Annotated in this window: 20 protein-coding genes and 2 pseudogenes; 12 read left to right on the top strand and 10 right to left on the bottom strand. The window is 70.0% G+C overall.

The window, feature by feature from the left end; translation table 11 throughout:
- The first annotated feature begins 297 nt into the window (after positions 1–297).
- The 11 genes from OG251_RS37090 (at position 298) to OG251_RS37135 (ending at position 6,605) form a co-directional block, all read left to right on the top strand.
- Complete coding sequence (locus OG251_RS37090) at positions 298–1,188, top strand: ATP-binding protein (protein WP_326681670.1); 891 nt, start codon at positions 298–300, stop codon at positions 1,186–1,188.
- The gene (locus OG251_RS37095; protein WP_326681671.1) at positions 1,185–1,565 is read left to right on the top strand and encodes a DUF6415 family natural product biosynthesis protein; all 381 of its coding nucleotides are present in this window, start codon (positions 1,185–1,187) and stop codon (positions 1,563–1,565) included. Before OG251_RS37090 ends, OG251_RS37095 begins: the two co-directional genes overlap by 4 nt.
- A complete protein-coding gene (locus tag OG251_RS45070; protein WP_442818472.1) occupies positions 1,565–1,987 on the top strand; it encodes a DUF6302 family protein in 423 nt (140 codons plus the stop codon). Before OG251_RS37095 ends, OG251_RS45070 begins: the two co-directional genes overlap by 1 nt.
- Positions 1,988–2,063: 76 nt before the next feature.
- Entirely contained in the window at positions 2,064–2,312 is a 249-nt protein-coding gene (locus OG251_RS37100; protein ID WP_326681672.1) for a DUF5999 family protein, read from the top strand.
- Between the two features lie 68 nt (positions 2,313–2,380).
- Positions 2,381–2,632, top strand: a complete 252-nt coding sequence (locus OG251_RS37105) for a hypothetical protein (RefSeq protein WP_326681673.1) — start codon at positions 2,381–2,383, stop codon at positions 2,630–2,632.
- A 17-nt stretch (positions 2,633–2,649) separates the two neighbouring features.
- On the top strand, positions 2,650–3,654 hold the full coding sequence (locus OG251_RS37110; RefSeq protein WP_326681674.1) for an MvdC/MvdD family ATP grasp protein: 1,005 nt from the start codon (positions 2,650–2,652) through the stop codon (positions 3,652–3,654).
- A 164-nt stretch (positions 3,655–3,818) separates the two neighbouring features.
- Positions 3,819–4,250: a hypothetical protein gene (locus tag OG251_RS37115; protein ID WP_326681675.1), complete on the top strand. Its 432-nt coding sequence runs from the start codon at positions 3,819–3,821 to the stop codon at positions 4,248–4,250.
- Positions 4,247–4,495 carry a hypothetical protein gene (locus OG251_RS37120; RefSeq protein WP_326681676.1) on the top strand — a complete coding sequence of 83 codons (249 nt, stop codon included), beginning with the start codon at positions 4,247–4,249 and terminating at the stop codon, positions 4,493–4,495. Before OG251_RS37115 ends, OG251_RS37120 begins: the two co-directional genes overlap by 4 nt.
- A complete protein-coding gene (locus OG251_RS37125) occupies positions 4,488–5,267 on the top strand; it encodes an HAD family hydrolase (RefSeq protein WP_326681677.1) in 780 nt (259 codons plus the stop codon). The genes OG251_RS37120 and OG251_RS37125 overlap by 8 nt, the downstream gene beginning before the upstream one ends.
- A gap of 592 nt (positions 5,268–5,859) precedes the next feature.
- Positions 5,860–6,174, top strand: coding sequence for a hypothetical protein (locus OG251_RS37130; RefSeq protein WP_326681678.1), 315 nt, complete (start codon positions 5,860–5,862; stop codon positions 6,172–6,174).
- Positions 6,171–6,605 carry a helix-turn-helix domain-containing protein gene (locus OG251_RS37135; RefSeq protein ID WP_326681679.1) on the top strand — a complete coding sequence of 145 codons (435 nt, stop codon included), beginning with the start codon at positions 6,171–6,173 and terminating at the stop codon, positions 6,603–6,605. Before OG251_RS37130 ends, OG251_RS37135 begins: the two co-directional genes overlap by 4 nt.
- Before the next feature lie 109 nt (positions 6,606–6,714).
- On the opposite strand, the pseudogene OG251_RS37140 reads toward OG251_RS37135, so the two are convergent.
- The 10 genes and pseudogenes from OG251_RS37140 to OG251_RS37180 form a co-directional block, all read right to left on the bottom strand.
- A pseudogene (locus OG251_RS37140) lies at positions 6,715–7,062 on the bottom strand (NAD(P)H-dependent glycerol-3-phosphate dehydrogenase); the annotation flags it as partial.
- A gap of 43 nt (positions 7,063–7,105) precedes the next feature.
- A pseudogene (locus OG251_RS45075) lies at positions 7,106–7,180 on the bottom strand (hypothetical protein); the annotation flags it as partial.
- A 519-nt stretch (positions 7,181–7,699) separates the two neighbouring features.
- A complete protein-coding gene (locus tag OG251_RS37145; RefSeq protein ID WP_326681680.1) occupies positions 7,700–9,067 on the bottom strand; it encodes a hypothetical protein in 1,368 nt (455 codons plus the stop codon).
- Between the two features lie 228 nt (positions 9,068–9,295).
- Positions 9,296–9,844: a hypothetical protein gene (locus OG251_RS37150; RefSeq protein WP_326681681.1), complete on the bottom strand. Its 549-nt coding sequence runs from the start codon at positions 9,842–9,844 to the stop codon at positions 9,296–9,298.
- 1 nt (position 9,845) lies between these two features.
- On the bottom strand, positions 9,846–10,424 hold the full coding sequence (locus tag OG251_RS37155; RefSeq protein ID WP_326681682.1) for a hypothetical protein: 579 nt from the start codon (positions 10,422–10,424) through the stop codon (positions 9,846–9,848).
- Between the two features lie 47 nt (positions 10,425–10,471).
- Entirely contained in the window at positions 10,472–10,666 is a 195-nt protein-coding gene (locus tag OG251_RS37160) for a hypothetical protein (protein WP_326681683.1), read from the bottom strand.
- 2 nt (positions 10,667–10,668) lie between these two features.
- Positions 10,669–10,815 (bottom strand): hypothetical protein, encoded by a 147-nt coding sequence (locus OG251_RS37165; RefSeq protein ID WP_326681684.1) that lies wholly within the window; start codon positions 10,813–10,815, stop codon positions 10,669–10,671.
- A 62-nt stretch (positions 10,816–10,877) separates the two neighbouring features.
- Positions 10,878–11,261 carry a hypothetical protein gene (locus OG251_RS37170; RefSeq protein WP_326681685.1) on the bottom strand — a complete coding sequence of 128 codons (384 nt, stop codon included), beginning with the start codon at positions 11,259–11,261 and terminating at the stop codon, positions 10,878–10,880.
- Between the two features lie 69 nt (positions 11,262–11,330).
- Positions 11,331–12,455, bottom strand: a complete 1,125-nt coding sequence (locus OG251_RS37175) for a hypothetical protein (protein ID WP_326681686.1) — start codon at positions 12,453–12,455, stop codon at positions 11,331–11,333.
- 493 nt (positions 12,456–12,948) lie between these two features.
- Entirely contained in the window at positions 12,949–13,077 is a 129-nt protein-coding gene (locus OG251_RS37180; protein WP_326681687.1) for a hypothetical protein, read from the bottom strand.
- A 248-nt stretch (positions 13,078–13,325) separates the two neighbouring features.
- Here OG251_RS37180 and OG251_RS37185 point away from each other — a divergent pair, with 248 nt between their 5' ends.
- Complete coding sequence (locus tag OG251_RS37185) at positions 13,326–14,147, top strand: hypothetical protein (protein ID WP_326681688.1); 822 nt, start codon at positions 13,326–13,328, stop codon at positions 14,145–14,147.
- Positions 14,148–14,192: the final 45 nt, after the last annotated feature.

A 14,192-nucleotide genomic window follows, 5' to 3' on the forward strand; every position in this document is an offset into this window, starting at 1 on the left:
CTGTCGAGCTGCACTCCATGGACCACGAGCTACGCAGCGTGGGCGCCTGCCTGCACATTCTGGCACTGGGAGTTGGCTTCCCACAGCCCCACCTGCGCTATCTGGCATATACCAATGAATCCGCACGACGGATTCACGACGGATTCACTTGCTCCCGAACTGTGCCGCGCGGGAACGTAGTTACGCCACCTCGACCCCCTGGGTGACGGACGGCGACCTCGGCTTGTGCTGCCTGAAAAGGCACCCCCCTGACGTGCGGAGGCTTGGGCAATGACACTCACTGCACCCCCCGAAGGGTTGATCGCGCAGGCGATCGACCCGAGCAGAGCGAGCAGCGCACCCAGTGGCTCCAGCGTCCGGGACGCCGCGGCCATCGCGTTCGGCCGCAGTGCGCCGATCAAGAATGGGCTGTCCGACGCGGAACAGCCCCAGCGGGCCAGGGAGTTCGCTTCCGCAGCCCTGGCCCGCTGGGGCCTGTCCGAGTACACGGATGACGTGAAGGTTCTGGTGTCCGAGCTTACGACCAACGCGCTGCTGCACGGGACCGACGAGATCGGCCTCACGGTGACGCTCACCAACAAACGAATCGGTGTCGTTGTGACCGGATCCCCGTACACACCAGTGCCGCCCCCTCCGGTGGATGACCTGAGCGAGCACGGTCGCGGCTTGCAGATCGTCGCGGCGCTGTCCGACGCCTGGGGTGTCAGCGAGAACGGCACCCATACGTGGTGCCTGCTCGATCGGCATCCGGCGGCTGCCGTCCCCGTGAAGTCGAGCCCTGTCGTCCGTGAACTGCGGTCACGGGTGCGGGCTCCGACGATCGGCGGCATCGCGCAAGCGGTTCAGACGGCCCGAATTCACACCGGCCTCTGTCTGACCTCACTTGGATGGGCCGGTCCCGTCAGTCCCGTGGACGACCTCGTCCGGCTGCTGATCGAGCGCATCGGCCGAGACGATGGCCGCAATGGGCCTTGGGAGTTCAGTCTCGGCTTCGGCCTGACCGAGGCTCACGAGCTCGTGATCGAAATCGAAGACAGCGTCCCCGAGTTCCGCAGGTTCGACCCGGCCGACGCCGGTCACAGCGATCTGCGTGCAGCCTGCTCGCTCGGCGCCGATGTCACCTGGCAGCTGCGGAACGGCCGCCAGGCCGGTCGGGCCTGTCTTCCCGCTCCGCGCGAGGCGTCGTGACCACGTCCATAGGGCTCTGCCCCTCCGCCGGAACGCAGCCGGGCACCGCCGTCGTGAAGCAGGTACCGCGGGTTCTGGACGCGCTCTTCGAGGACCTGAACACAGCCTTCGAGACCGCGGCTCCGGCCGGCGAAGTCGCCACGACCACCGCGAGACTCCACGGCTGGCACCAGCGGCTCGCCACGATCGCCACGGCCGACCCCAGGCACCCGCCCGGCCCGGAGACGCACCGGCTCATCGCCTGCGGCCAGCGCCTGCGTGAGGAGCCCCTGTCCGATGACGGGCCGGCACTCGGCCTGATACGCCGCCTCGCCCTGGCGGTCTCGGACCTGACCGACGAGATAATGGAGCAGGGGACCGTGGCGGTGGCCGAATGATGCACGACCCGCTCTGTCCCGAGCATCCGCCGGTACACATTGTCGAGCTGCCGCGCCCGGAAGACGCCGAGGACTATGCGTATTTCGCACGCCGTCTCGCGGATGTGCGGCTCCTGGAGCGGAGCGTCGTCCTGAGCGTGATGGGGGTGGCGTCTCTGGCAGTCCCTGTGGGCGGCACCCGCCACGGAGGCTTCTACTCCGTCCCCTGTATGTGTTTCGGCCTGAAGGTCCGCGACGCCCTGCTGCGGCATGCGGGCTTTCCCCGCCTGCGCCTGCGGCCGGCGCCTCACCCGCGCACGTGTGACGCAGTCGAGTGGGGCGGTCCCGAGCCCACCGCCTGGTCGGACGAAGCCGCAATGGCGCGGTTCCACGGCTTCGTCGAACCGCCGACGCGCCGACAGGTATCCCGAACCCCCGCGTAGCACCACCCCCGTACTCCTTCCTCGGCGGCAACCCCGCGGCCGCCGAGGAGGGTGCCAGTGCCGAGAGGAAATCTGCATGTGTCAGCACACCCCCACCTGCCCGACCGCTGATGCGGCGGACAGGGAAGCAGCCCGGACGGAGATGCGGGCCCAAGCCCAGGGCTGGTCCCTCCTGTGCAACGGCGTCCTGCTCTTCGAGGACACCGGGGAGCTGCTGCCGGACGGGCGGATCATCGCCCCGCACCGGCCCGGCCGTGGCCGCGTGATGAGCCCTTCCGCCTCCATGCCCCTGGAAGCCCTCGCGGCGCAGAAGCTCGTGCCGTAGGGCACGCGTCACCGCCACCCGACCCGCGCCGGTACGAACCGGCGTACCCCCATCGAAGGAGAGACATCGTGCCCAGCACCGTTCAGGAAACCACCCTGCCGTTTGCGCTGCGGGAGGACAGCCCCATGCTGCTGCTGGAGCCGGTTGCTCAGGTGCCCGGAGAGCACTTCGACCCCCGGCGTCAGGTCCGGGCCGACGCCGACGGCCGACCGCTCGTGCAGAGCCACGCCCATCGGGCATCCACGACCTCACCCCAAACCACCCCTCAGATAGGTGACCCGACCTGGACCGACGTGGTGGGTCTGGGTGAGGGCCTGTGATCCGGTCACGGATCGACGTGCCAGACACCGTGCTCGTGATCACGGGCCCGGATGACGACACCGGCGACAGAGTGGTCCTGGAGCTCCAGAGGCTGGGCGCACCCTTCGTCCGCTTCGACCTCGCGGACTTTCCGACGAGCGTGGAACTCGACGCAACGCTCGATGAGTTCGGCTCCTGGCAGGGCCTCATCACGGTCCGCGGTCGGAGAATCAACCTGGCCGACATCCACTCCGTGCTCTGGTGGCACCCCAACCTCCCCAGCGGGAGGGACATGGGGGCGGCGAGCGAAGGGGAGAGCCTGTGGCTCGCCAGGGAGTCCGCCGCGGCGCTCAATGTCCTCTGTGCCCTGGACTGCAAACAGGTCAGCCACCCCCGGGACACACGGTCGTCGCAGGTCAAGGCCGATGTCCTGATGCAGGCCGTCCGCGCGGGGCTGACGGTGCCGCCCACCTGGATAGGGACCCAACCCACTGCGGCCCGGATCTTCGGCGACTGCGCACCGGCCGGCATCGTCACCAAAACCCTGACCACGCCGCAGATCCTCCTTGGCGGTGACCGGGTGCGGATGCTCTACACCGCGCCGGTCGATCCGCAGGCCCTCGACCGCGCCGCGGTTCTCGGCCCGTGCCAGTTGCAGCACCGGATCGACACGCAGTACGCGGTACGCGCTCACGTGATCGGGCCCGAGGTCATCGCGGTACGGATCGACGCGCGCAGCCCGGCCGCCCACCAGGACTGGCGCGCCGACTACGACGCGCTGTCCTACTCGCCCACCGCCCTGCCCGACGAGGTCACTGACGGGCTCCTCGCTCTCACGGAGCACTACGGCCTGGTCTACGCCGCGATCGATCTTCTGGTCGACAGCGAGGGCACCATCTGGTTCGTGGACCTCAACCCCGCCGGCCAGTACGGGTGGATCGAACAGGCCCTTCCAGAAATCGACATCACCAGGAAACTCGCACGGTTCCTGACCGGGCGCACTCAGCGCCCGCCCTCACCACTCCTGGCCTACGCCTCCTGAACCGCTGCGCCCCGCCCGCCCCGCCTGCCTCCCCGGTCTGGGCCGGCGAGCGGGGCGCAGTCCCCCTCCCCCCTTTTTTTCTGCGTCACGAATCGGAGACGACCTCCATGACCCCCCTGGCGGCCCCGGCACCCCGTCCGGCGATGCCGCGCCAAGATTTCGATGTGAGGGCCTGGATCCCCAGCGACTCCGGCAGGGTGCTGCTGGTCCGCGACGGCCAGGAGGCCACGCTGCCCGGCCGACGTTTCACCCTCCAGGAGCACGCCTGGGAAGTCCTGGTGGAGGCGGTGGGCCGGCAGACCGGCCTCACCGTGCACCCGACGCGGCTCCTCGGACTGGACTGGCGGCTGATCTGCGACCGCACGGCGGAGGAGTGGACCATGGTCGTCCTGTGCTCCGCCGTGCGGGCCGACTCGCTGCCCACCGAGGGCCCCTGCCTCAGTGCGTGGACCAGTCGTGAGGAGTCGCTGCGCGAGCTGCGCGGCATGGGCCGCCAGTTCCTCGAACTGTGGCAGGCGTGGCAGGACGGGCATCGCGCCCTGATGCAGGACAGCCGCGGCGTCCCGTTCGACGCCGCCCGGGGGAGGCTCCGGTGACATCACCCGACGTGCTCCTGGCCGAGCCCGAGACCACCCCCACCACACACCCCGGAGCCATGGCCATGGGTGCGCAGCTCGCGGCGATGCGGATGCTGTACGGCCTCCGCCTCGACGCGGTCGCGAAGCAGGCCGCGCTTACCTTCTGTCGTCGGCAACACGGCCGGTACTGCCGGGTGCAGGTCGCGCCCCGGGGTGGGGGCTGCCGACTTCCGTGGGCGAGAGATCGGATTCACCATGCTTGAATCGGTCGGCTATGTGGAGAGCGCGGTCGGTGAGCGGAAGCTCACGGCGCACTGGTCCTTCCGGAAGGTCCATGCGCCCACCGGTCCTCGGCCCCAGTGGGCGCACGTGCGGGCGGTCTGCTTCGATCTGGAACGTACGCTGGTACGTTTTTGGCCGACCGGGGCGACCGAACGGGTCGCCGAGGTGCTGGGTCTTTCTCCGGGGGAAGCCCGTGCGGTGATGGGCCCGGACGCCATGCCTCTGGCCGCGGCGAAAGGTCCCGCCCGCGAGCGGGTCTGGCCCTCCGCCCGCCCTGCCGAACCGGTGACCGTTGTGGTGGAGCACGCTCGCCGGTTCACCGAGACTCCCGATGTGTACCCGGACGTGTACCCGGTGCTGACCGCGCTGCGGGAGCGGGGCTTCACTCTGATCGGCATGACTGACACGTTGGGGTGCTCTGTGTCCGGGGGAGGCCCGGACACAGTGCGTGAACTGCTGCACCCCGTCCTCCACCCCGCGCACACGGCCGCCATCAGCCCGGAACGGGCGTTCGCCGAAGTCGCGAAGGCCGCTGGTCTTCAGTCTCATGAACTGCTGTACGTCGGCGGCTGTGCCGCCACGGGCGCTATTGCCGCGTCGGCCGGCTGGAACACTGCCCGGCTGGACCGGCACCACATGAGCGGCCCGCTGACGGCAGAGGCGTGCACAGCACGCCTGCACTCCCTCAACACCCTGCCTCTGCTGCTGCCCTTCCGGGCAGCAGCCGTCACCCTCTCGGATATGGCCGGCTGATGAGGCCTGCCCACGCGTCCCCCGGCAACACCTCCGCCCGCCACACGGCCATCCCCCGGCCGGCGTCCATCTCTCTGTTCAACCGTGACGGATGCCGCTGCGCATCTGGTGGAACCCGTGCCCCGTCCCCGGTGACGCGGGCGTGATGCGTACCGCTCATTCCGCCTGCCGATACGTCACCAGAAACCGTCGGAGTCATCCCAGCAGCAGCCGTCCGTCGCCCCTCCCCGCACCGAAGCGGTGCGTGAGCCAGGCAGCGGCACGCCGGAGAGAACCGAACGCCGGACTGCCAAGGTACGCAACCGGTTGCTGGCGAACGCCGTGCGGCTGTCGCGCATGTCGTACAGCGAAGTGGCGGCTGAGGTCCGGGGGATGGCACTGGCCGAGGGGCAGCACCATGTGGCAACCGACCGGACCCGGATCGGGCACTGGATCAACGACGGAGGCCAGCCGCAGGACCCCGTCCCCCGCCCCTGCGGCGCGGCCCCCATGGGAGCCGCAGCCACACACACCCTTGCGATTTCCACATTTGGAAATTAGCGTGGTCGGCGGGTCAGGGCATCGCGCCCGGACCAGATGGGGAGGACCCTTCATGCCCGCCAGCCAGCAGCACTTCACCGCGTGGTTCACCGACGACCCCTCCGTTTCCGACAAGTGCGTTCTCGACATTTTCAAGGACGAGATCGTCGGGTACGAGACTGGCCTCTCCGGATTCACGACTGACGAGCCGGTGTGGGGTGCCGCAGGTCGGCCGATTCTCAACATCCCCACCGCGATGGACGTCAACAGCGGCCGCCGGGACACCCTCCGTCAGGCGGAGCAACTCCTGCGGGATGCCGGTTGGGAGGCCGTCGGCGGCTGGAGCGACAACCAGTCCGGGTACACCATCACGGTGGAGCAGGCGTGACCAACCGGCAGCACTCCGACCCGCCCGGCATGCCCGAGGACGAGCGGATGACGCCGGCCGAACTGCGCGTCGTCCGCGAGTACCTGGGCCTCACCCCCGAGTGGCTCGCTGCCCACCTGAACATTACCGGCCGTCAGGTCCGGAACTGGGAGCAGGGCAAATCCCCCATCCTCGATACCTATCGCCTGGAGATCCAGAACCTGGAGCGCTACACGGGCGATTTCGTCTCCGCCGTACGCGACCGCCTGATGGACCTGCCCGACCCGGGCGTGATCACCTATAGGAACGATGCCGAGTATCGCGCCGCCCACCCCGAGGTACGGTTCCCCGCCTCCTGGCACCGCGCCGTCATCGCCCGTGTTGCCCAAGAGGTTCGTGGACTGACGATCGCGTACGCCGACGAGGTCTCCGAATCGGCTGCCGGTACCTGAGCTCCAGCGCGATGAGAAACGCCGCGGGGCCAGCGCACGCCATTGACCACCCGCACCCTGCACGGTGCCCTCCAACGATCGAAGCGGAGGCCCCGCTGAGAGGGGCCGGTCAGTGCTCGGACTTCGCGGGCCGCTCCATGAGCGCGGCCGCGGCCCTGTCGAGGGTGAGCGTCCCGCGCAGAACGGCGGCGACAGTCTCGGTGATCGGCATCTCGATGCCGTGGGCATGGGCGAGAGTGAGGATGGCGTCGGCCGACTTCACGCCCTCGGTGGTCTGCCGGGTGGCGGCGGCCGCCTGGTCGACGGTGCTCCCGGTACCGAGGTGTGACCCGAAGGTGCGATTACGCGACAGGGGCGAGGAGCAGGTGGCGACCAGGTCGCCCAGGCCGGCCAAGCCGGTGAGGGTGATGGGGTCGGCGCCCAGTGCGGTGGCCAGCCTGATGGCCTCTGCCAGGCCCGGGGCGCCGGGCATGCAGCGTGACACCGGTGCCCGCGTCGGCAAGGATCTTCGCCGCGGCGGTGCCCCAGGATCCGGCTGAGAGGACCGCCGCGCGGGCGGGACGTGCGTGACTCACCGGGTGTTCCTCTCGGGCGAATCCGGGCCTGCGTCAGCTCCGGGGGCCTGCGCGGTCATCGTATCGGTAGGGGCACCGGCACCCGGTCGTGCCGGAGGCGGCGCCGCAGATCACCCGCCTCGGCACTCGGTCTCAGGTCGCCTTCGCTGTCGACTCCCAGGACCGCCCGGGTTGTTCGGTGTTGGAGTGCGTCTCGCTGCAGGACAGCCGGGTTTCTGGTGCCCGAGGCTCTGCCCGCGCACGGTGGGGAGCGACATACATCCGTTTGATCCGCAGTGCGGAGGCTGGTGGCCTGCCAGCCTCCGCATGTGCGAGGCGTAGTCCATCCGAGCGGGTGGCGATGAGAGAGGATTCCGTGCGGCAACTCGAACTGGTGAGCTGGCGTGGCGACGGGGTCATCGGCGGAGCCGTAGACCGCCGTCTGTTCACGGTGGAGTGCTCCGCAGCACCGCTGATCCCCTGTCGGACGTGCGCAGTTCCGGGATTACCTGCGTGACGGTCCTGGGCGTGAGGAGCTCGTCATCGGGACCGGGCGTCGAGGAGCTGGGCGCGGGTGTAGGTGGTTGTTCCTGCCGATTTGGTATGGCGCAGGAGCTCGAAGAGGCCGCGTGGTGCTGCTGCTGGCCCGCTGTGCTGGGCCGCAGGGGCGGAGATGTCGTCGAGGAGTACATCGACGAGCTCGGCGAGCGCATGGCAGCCATTGCCCGCGTATCCGTAGCCGATGCCCCAGCCTTCGCGTTCGGGGGCGAGCCACAGCGTCCCGTCGCCGGTGCGGATCCAGCAGTTCTGGGCGCTCAGGATGAGGCCCGCGAGTGGTGAGTGCGTAGGCAGGCGCTGCAGTGAGTAGGTGAGCAGGCTCGCGTTTCGGGTGCCCGGGGAGCGGTGGAGTACGGGGAGGGCTGCGACGGGGTCGTGCAGGAGGGTGTCGGCCTCCGGATCGCGGGGGTCGTCCAGCAGGATCTTCTCCAGGACGGTGGGAGGCTGGTCGCGCACGGCGGGGACGAGGCGCTCAAACCACTCGCGGGCGGTGTTGCAGGTGGACGGCCTGATGTCGGCGGCGGCACCGGTGTGCCAGTCCTGACCGCCGTCCCAGCCCTGGCCGAAGTCCGCGACGCGGTAGGCGAGGACGTCGCGGCGTTCAGTGATGCTCAGCCAGCCGGCGCGGCGGATGAGCTCCGTCGGCTCCTGGGGGGCAGAGGGGCGGGCGAGAGGGGCGGGCACCGCGCCGAGTGCGAGGTGGGCTCCGTCGCCGCCGTCGGCCGCGTTCTTCCGGAGCTCGTCGATATTGCGGGTGGTCGAGGTGTAGTCGCGGTAGCGGATCAGACGGGCGAGGTACCAGCACAGCTCCGCGGCCGCAGAGCCGTCCGGCTCGTCGGCGGCCAGCTCGGTGAGCGCGGTGACGGGGGTCGCGATGTCGTGTGCGGGTACGAGCGCCGGCGGTGCGCCCGGGCGCCAGGCGCTGATGGCGTCGCGGTCACGCAGAGAGTGGAACCAGTACGGTGCCCGCTGCCCGAGGACGGCCGCGAGGTGGGCCCATGTCGTCTCGTACGGTTCGCCGCCCCCGCCGACGTCGTACGCGTGGAGCTGGGGCACGTACGGGTGTGTCACCTGGGTACGCGTCTGCGCCGTGATCACGCACGCGTACTGATGGGCGAGATGCTCACCGTGGTGCTGCCGCAAGGCAGCGACGGCCAGCTTGGGGGACGTGTTGCCGTCCGTCATCGAGTGCACCAGTGCGATGCCGCCCCGGCCGGTGTCCCACCGCAACACCGCAAAATGGCCGACGAACTCCACCTGGTCGAAGACGCCGTCGCCTTGCGGCTGCCGAAGCCATTGCTCCTTGCGGGCGCCTGCGCTGTCGTCGCTGGGCACGCTTCGTGAGAACAAGTCCACGTACTGTCCACTCCCCTGAGGTTGCCGGCGCGTCCCCACCCGGCCGGAGGATGCCACCGGGTTCGCACACCGCTACCAACCTTGCCCGCCCGCCCGGTCCGCCGCGGGCAATCCTCCACAATCGGACATCGGCTGATATCCGACGGCGGTCCGGTCCTCCCGCCAGCCGTTTCACCCACTGTCCCGCTCCCGGGCAGGCACGCTGTCGATTGCGCGCCGGATTCAGGGCGTGGGTGTGGAGGTGATGGTGCTGGTGTCGTCGCACGTGCCGGTCGGCAGGACCACCTTCGCAGCGACGGCGTCGGCCCATCGGTCGTCATCGGCCGCACCGGTCGCGCGCTCCGCACCCCATACCCAGCGGCCTTCGGCGTCGGCCCGGTCGAGGAGGGCGACGGCGTAGCGCTGCCCGGTGATGAGGGGCTGGTAGACGGGTTCGGTGGTGGTGTAGGTGTCCCGGGCGGTGCGGGTGACAGCCTGGGCGACAGTGAGGGGGTCCTGGGCGGTGCCCTTGAGTGTCCTCTCCACGGTGAGGGTGGCGACCTGCACGCCGGTGGCGGAGTCGGCGCCGTTGGGGGTGTAGCGGATGGGGCCGCTGACGGTGCCGATGACGACAGTGTCGGCGAAGGCGGCGACGTGCTCGGGTGTGCTTGCCGGTGGGGCGCACAAAGAGGAAACGGTGATCTCCCCGTCCTCCAGGAGGACGTAGGCCCCGGCCGTTACGGCCAGGGCGAGCACGGTGGTGACAGCGGCGATCAAGGCGTGCTTGCGCAAGTCAGCTCCATAGCCTGCGGTAGTTGGCCTTGTCGACGGCCTGGGGGGTGATGATGGGGGGTGAGGCGATGTCGGTCCACATCAGCGACAGGACGCGGTCGGGCTTGTGGCACAGGCCGAGGGCATGGCCGAGTTCATGCGCGGCGGCGGAGTTCTGGAACTCAAGACTGCGGCCGTCCATCTTGTCCCTGTTGAACCGAATATGGTCGGTGGCCGCGGTTCCTGAGTCGCGTACGTACTGGGCCACTGGCGCGCGGTCTCCGCGGCCGCCGTCGTAGTCGCGGAATTCGAGGTCGTTGACGGTGGCGGCGGAGTCGGGGCGGAGCTCGATCGTGGCACCGGAGAACTGCCATGCCTTGAGGGCGTGTTTGCGCGGGCCGTCGTAGCGGGTGTTCTCCGTCCAGCGGATCTCGCCGTCATCGACGGCGGATACCCCTGGGCGTTCGCGTTCGCCACCGACACAGGGCGCCGGGGCCGCTGCCTGGTGCTGGTGTGCGGATACGGAGGGCGGGGGCAGCGCGAGGAACACCGTGGCGATCACGGCGGCCACATTCGGCACGGTACGGATGCGGGTCGTCACACTGGGCAATCATATGGGTTGCGGAGCGCCCGCCGCACGTGGCTGGTTCACTCCAGGACGAGGTCGGGCCGGCGGGTGCTGCGCCCTGTCCGCCCGGCCGCGGCGAGTTCGGTCCAGCTGTCTCGCAGCGCGGGGTCGAGAGCCCGCTCCATGTCGGCCTGTGGAACTCCGGCGAGCAGGTGTGCCAGGTCTTTGCGCCGGACGCCCGCCATGGTCCGCAGCTGGCCGAGCGTGTCGGGCATGCTCAGTCGTCCGGCCGCCTCGGGGCCCGTGCCGCCCTACGGTCCAGCCACTCGTCCGCGAGAACCCGCCCCAGCTCTGCCAGCGGTTCGTCGCCCGGCGTGCTGCGCAGCGCCACCGCCACTGCGGCGATCTCTGTCTCTGTACTCATCTCTTCGCCTTTCAGTCTTCCCGGAACGTCTCCGGGCTCTTGCGTTCCTTGGAGGCACCTTCTCAGGTGCTGGTGGGCGCGGTGGTCGTACTGCTGAGCTGTTCCCGGATCTGTTCGGCGAGGTCGAGGACGACGTCGACGGGCAGCGCGCGGGTGCCTTGGTAGGTGGTGCGGATCCGTCCGTTGTCGCGGCTGCTGATCATGTTCGTTGTCACCTGGGTGTCGGTGTCCGAGATGGCGATCGTCGCTCCGCCGAGGTGTGCCAGGGTGTGGAATCGGTCGCCGGGGTCGGCGATGGCGTCGATGCGGTCGGCCAGGAGCGCGGCGATGCCGCGTACCGACGTGATGGTCGCGCCGTCACGCTCCCGGGTCCTGACCTTGGCGTTGATGACCGTGCCGGCTTCGGGTCCGTCGGTGATGGTGTAGGTGGCGGTCAGGTCGATCATGGCGGCTTCTGCTTCCTGGTGCGCATGGCACCGGTGGTCGGGTGGGAGGTGCGTTGGGCGTCGGCGGCGTCAGTACCGGTCTCTTCCGGTCGCCTTGATCGCCTCTACGTAGTCGCGGCGGGCGCTCCGGGCGTCCACGAGGGTGCTGTCCGGAGCGTTGTTGCGGACCATGTACGCGCCGCTGAGGTAGTGCCTGACCCGCTGGGACGCCTCGGCCAGGGGCACCCCGACCGTGGCGGCGTAGCGGGGGGCGAGGACGGCCACCGCGTCCCCGAGGGTTCCGTCGAATCCCGGGATGTACTGACCGCCGGGGGCCGGGATGTGCGTGCTGTCGTCGGGGTCGGGCGGGTTGAGGGGGTGGGGTTCGCGGAGGAGCACGTCCGTGGTGGCGACTACGTGTTCGTCGTCGCTCACCGTTTTGACGGGGTCGACCCGGTAGGTGGGGGTGCGGCCGGTCCTCGCGTATTCCTCCAGTAGCCCGTGGTCGGGGAGGATCCTGAGCACGGCGTCGAATTCGGGGTCCCCGTCCAGCCAGGTGATCACCTCGGCGGGCAGCCGGTCGTGCAGGCGGGTGCGCTCGATCAGCCGGCCGGTCCGCACCTCACCGCTCGACCCCTCCCAGGGGCTGATCAGAGCCACGGTGTACCTCTCCGGTACCCGCTGCAGGCCGAAGATCGCCTCGTGCTCGGCGTGGAGCTGGGAGAAGCGGGCCGGCTTGAGGCCCAGCCGTTCCGCGGACCGGGCCTGTGCGCCGCGCTCGTTCCCCTCCAGGGAGGCGGCCCAGGCGACCATGCGGCCGCGCTCGGTCTTGGCGGCTGCCACCGCCCGGCGGCCGGTCTCCGCGAGCTGGGCCAGACGCGCCCACGGGCGCTCGACCGCCGCCAGGCGCTCCCAGTCGATCCGGTAGAGCGGCTGCTCGTCCGGCCGGTCGGCGCTGTCGCGCCCGGCGGTGGCCAGCATCTGGTCCACCCACTGGGGGCTGCGCCGGAAGCGGCGGCTCGCGCGGACCTGCGCCCCGTGGCGGCCGTGCTGACGGGCCAGCACTTCCACCTCCTGGGCGACGATGCGGCCACGGGCGGCGGTGACCTCGGCGGTGGCCTCGGCCCCGAGGGTGGCGAGCCGGGCCTGCCGGACATCGGCCGGTAGGCCCGCCAGTGCTTTGGTGTCCAGCTCGAAGAATGTGTACGGCAGCATGCGACGGGCTCCTTCTGATCGAGTATCAGAACCCAAAATTTACCCCCCTCTTGATGTTTCATCAAGAGGGGGGTAAATGGATTGTTCTTGCGAATGCCCCCCTATCCGGGGTGCTGGTTCGTAGCCAGAGGACGGCCAGGAGAGATGCCCCTGGACTTGCGGCCGGGACGGGTTCGCCCCGCAGGAGGCACCCCTGACGCGCCAGCCTGGCTGGGCGAGCTCCCGGCGGTGCAGGTCCTGCGCACGATGTGGGTCTAGGACGGCCACCGTGCCGCGACCGAGGCCGGGGTGGAGGTGAAGGGGCAGGCGAGCGTAGGCCTCCCGCCCGGCAGACTGCGGCTGGCCTCGCCGTACAACACGGACGCGCGCCACGGTCAAGAAGTCCTCGACCATGCCCGCCTCGACCTCTCCCCCGCCGCGTGACCGAGTGAAACCGGCTCGATCGACACTGGCCGTAAACGGTCGGCCTTCGGAGACTGAGGAGGGCTGGTCGTCAGGTGAAGAAGGGGGAGAGCGCTGCGGTGACGGCGGCGGCGAGGGCGAGGGCGAGGACTGCGGCGAAGGTGCCGGCAACGGGGTGGATTGCCTGGGACTGGGATCCCACCGACCCTGACGAGATCATCACCGTCTCCGAGCACGACCTGCTGCCCAGGGACCGCGGCGCTTTGGCAACCGCCGAGCACCGCCCGCAGCCGGGCGTCCTGGCCTATGCTCGGGCTGTCCCTTCGCGGCGGCAGAACTACCGAAGAGGCGTGGCAGGTGCCGGGGACCGGCACCTGAGGATCGCAACGACGCACATGTGCCGTCGCACCTGCCTGTCTCCGGGCGGGTGCAACGGCGGTCCGCACACGCCACGCATCGGGAGCACCCATGGCCTTCCTCGCCCTTGTCCTCGACACCCACGACTACGACGGTCTGTCCGACCTCCTGCGGGAGGCGGTGATCCGCCGCCAGCGGCGGGAAGACCCCGGATCGTGGAGCCTGGCCCTGCTCGCCCAGGACCACAAGGTGCCTGTCGCCGAAGTCCGTGAGGCACTCGCGCAGGGCGGCCACCCGATCCTCGACCGGACCACCCCGGGCTGCCTGCTGGGCCGGTTCGCCGGTATCTCCGCCTGGGTGGACGACCGCGTCAAGAACGGCACCACCCGAAAGATGGTCGACATGTCCCTGGCCCCGGGTTTCCTCTGGCCACCGCTGGCCGTCATCGACTGGGCGCAGCGCCTGAAGCGGGACATGAAGCGGCTGCGGCCGGATCAGGAGGCCTCGACGCGCGCCGCACTTCGGTCCGTACACGCCCTCATGGACGGTGCCGACATGTGCAACCAGCCCCTCAAAGAACGGGAACTGAGCCGGGCCATGCACGCGCACGCGGAGCAGCGCAGCGTGCTGGACCGCGCCGGCTCCGCGGAGACGGCCCGCGAGTCAGACCGGGCCGTCGCACTGGCGAAGCGGACGAAGGAGGCGCTGCTGCGGACCACCGGATGGGAGGCCGACCGGCTGGCCCGCCTCACGGTGCGGGACGTGGCGCTGCTGGACGGCGGGCAGACGGTGGAGCTCGGCGGCCCGGCCCTGGACAGCCCCGTGCGGCAGTACGTCGGATGGCGGGCCGGTGCCCTGGTATCGGCCCTGGCCGCCGACCGGGAAGAGGACGAACTGCTGCTTGACGGTGCGTCCGGCCGCGTAGCCCCGTAACCGGCCGGTACATCGGGGCTGCGGTCCACCGCAGAGCCGGAACGG

The organism is Streptomyces sp. NBC_01237 (assembly GCF_035917275.1).
Lineage (GTDB): Bacteria > Actinomycetota > Actinomycetes > Streptomycetales > Streptomycetaceae > Streptomyces.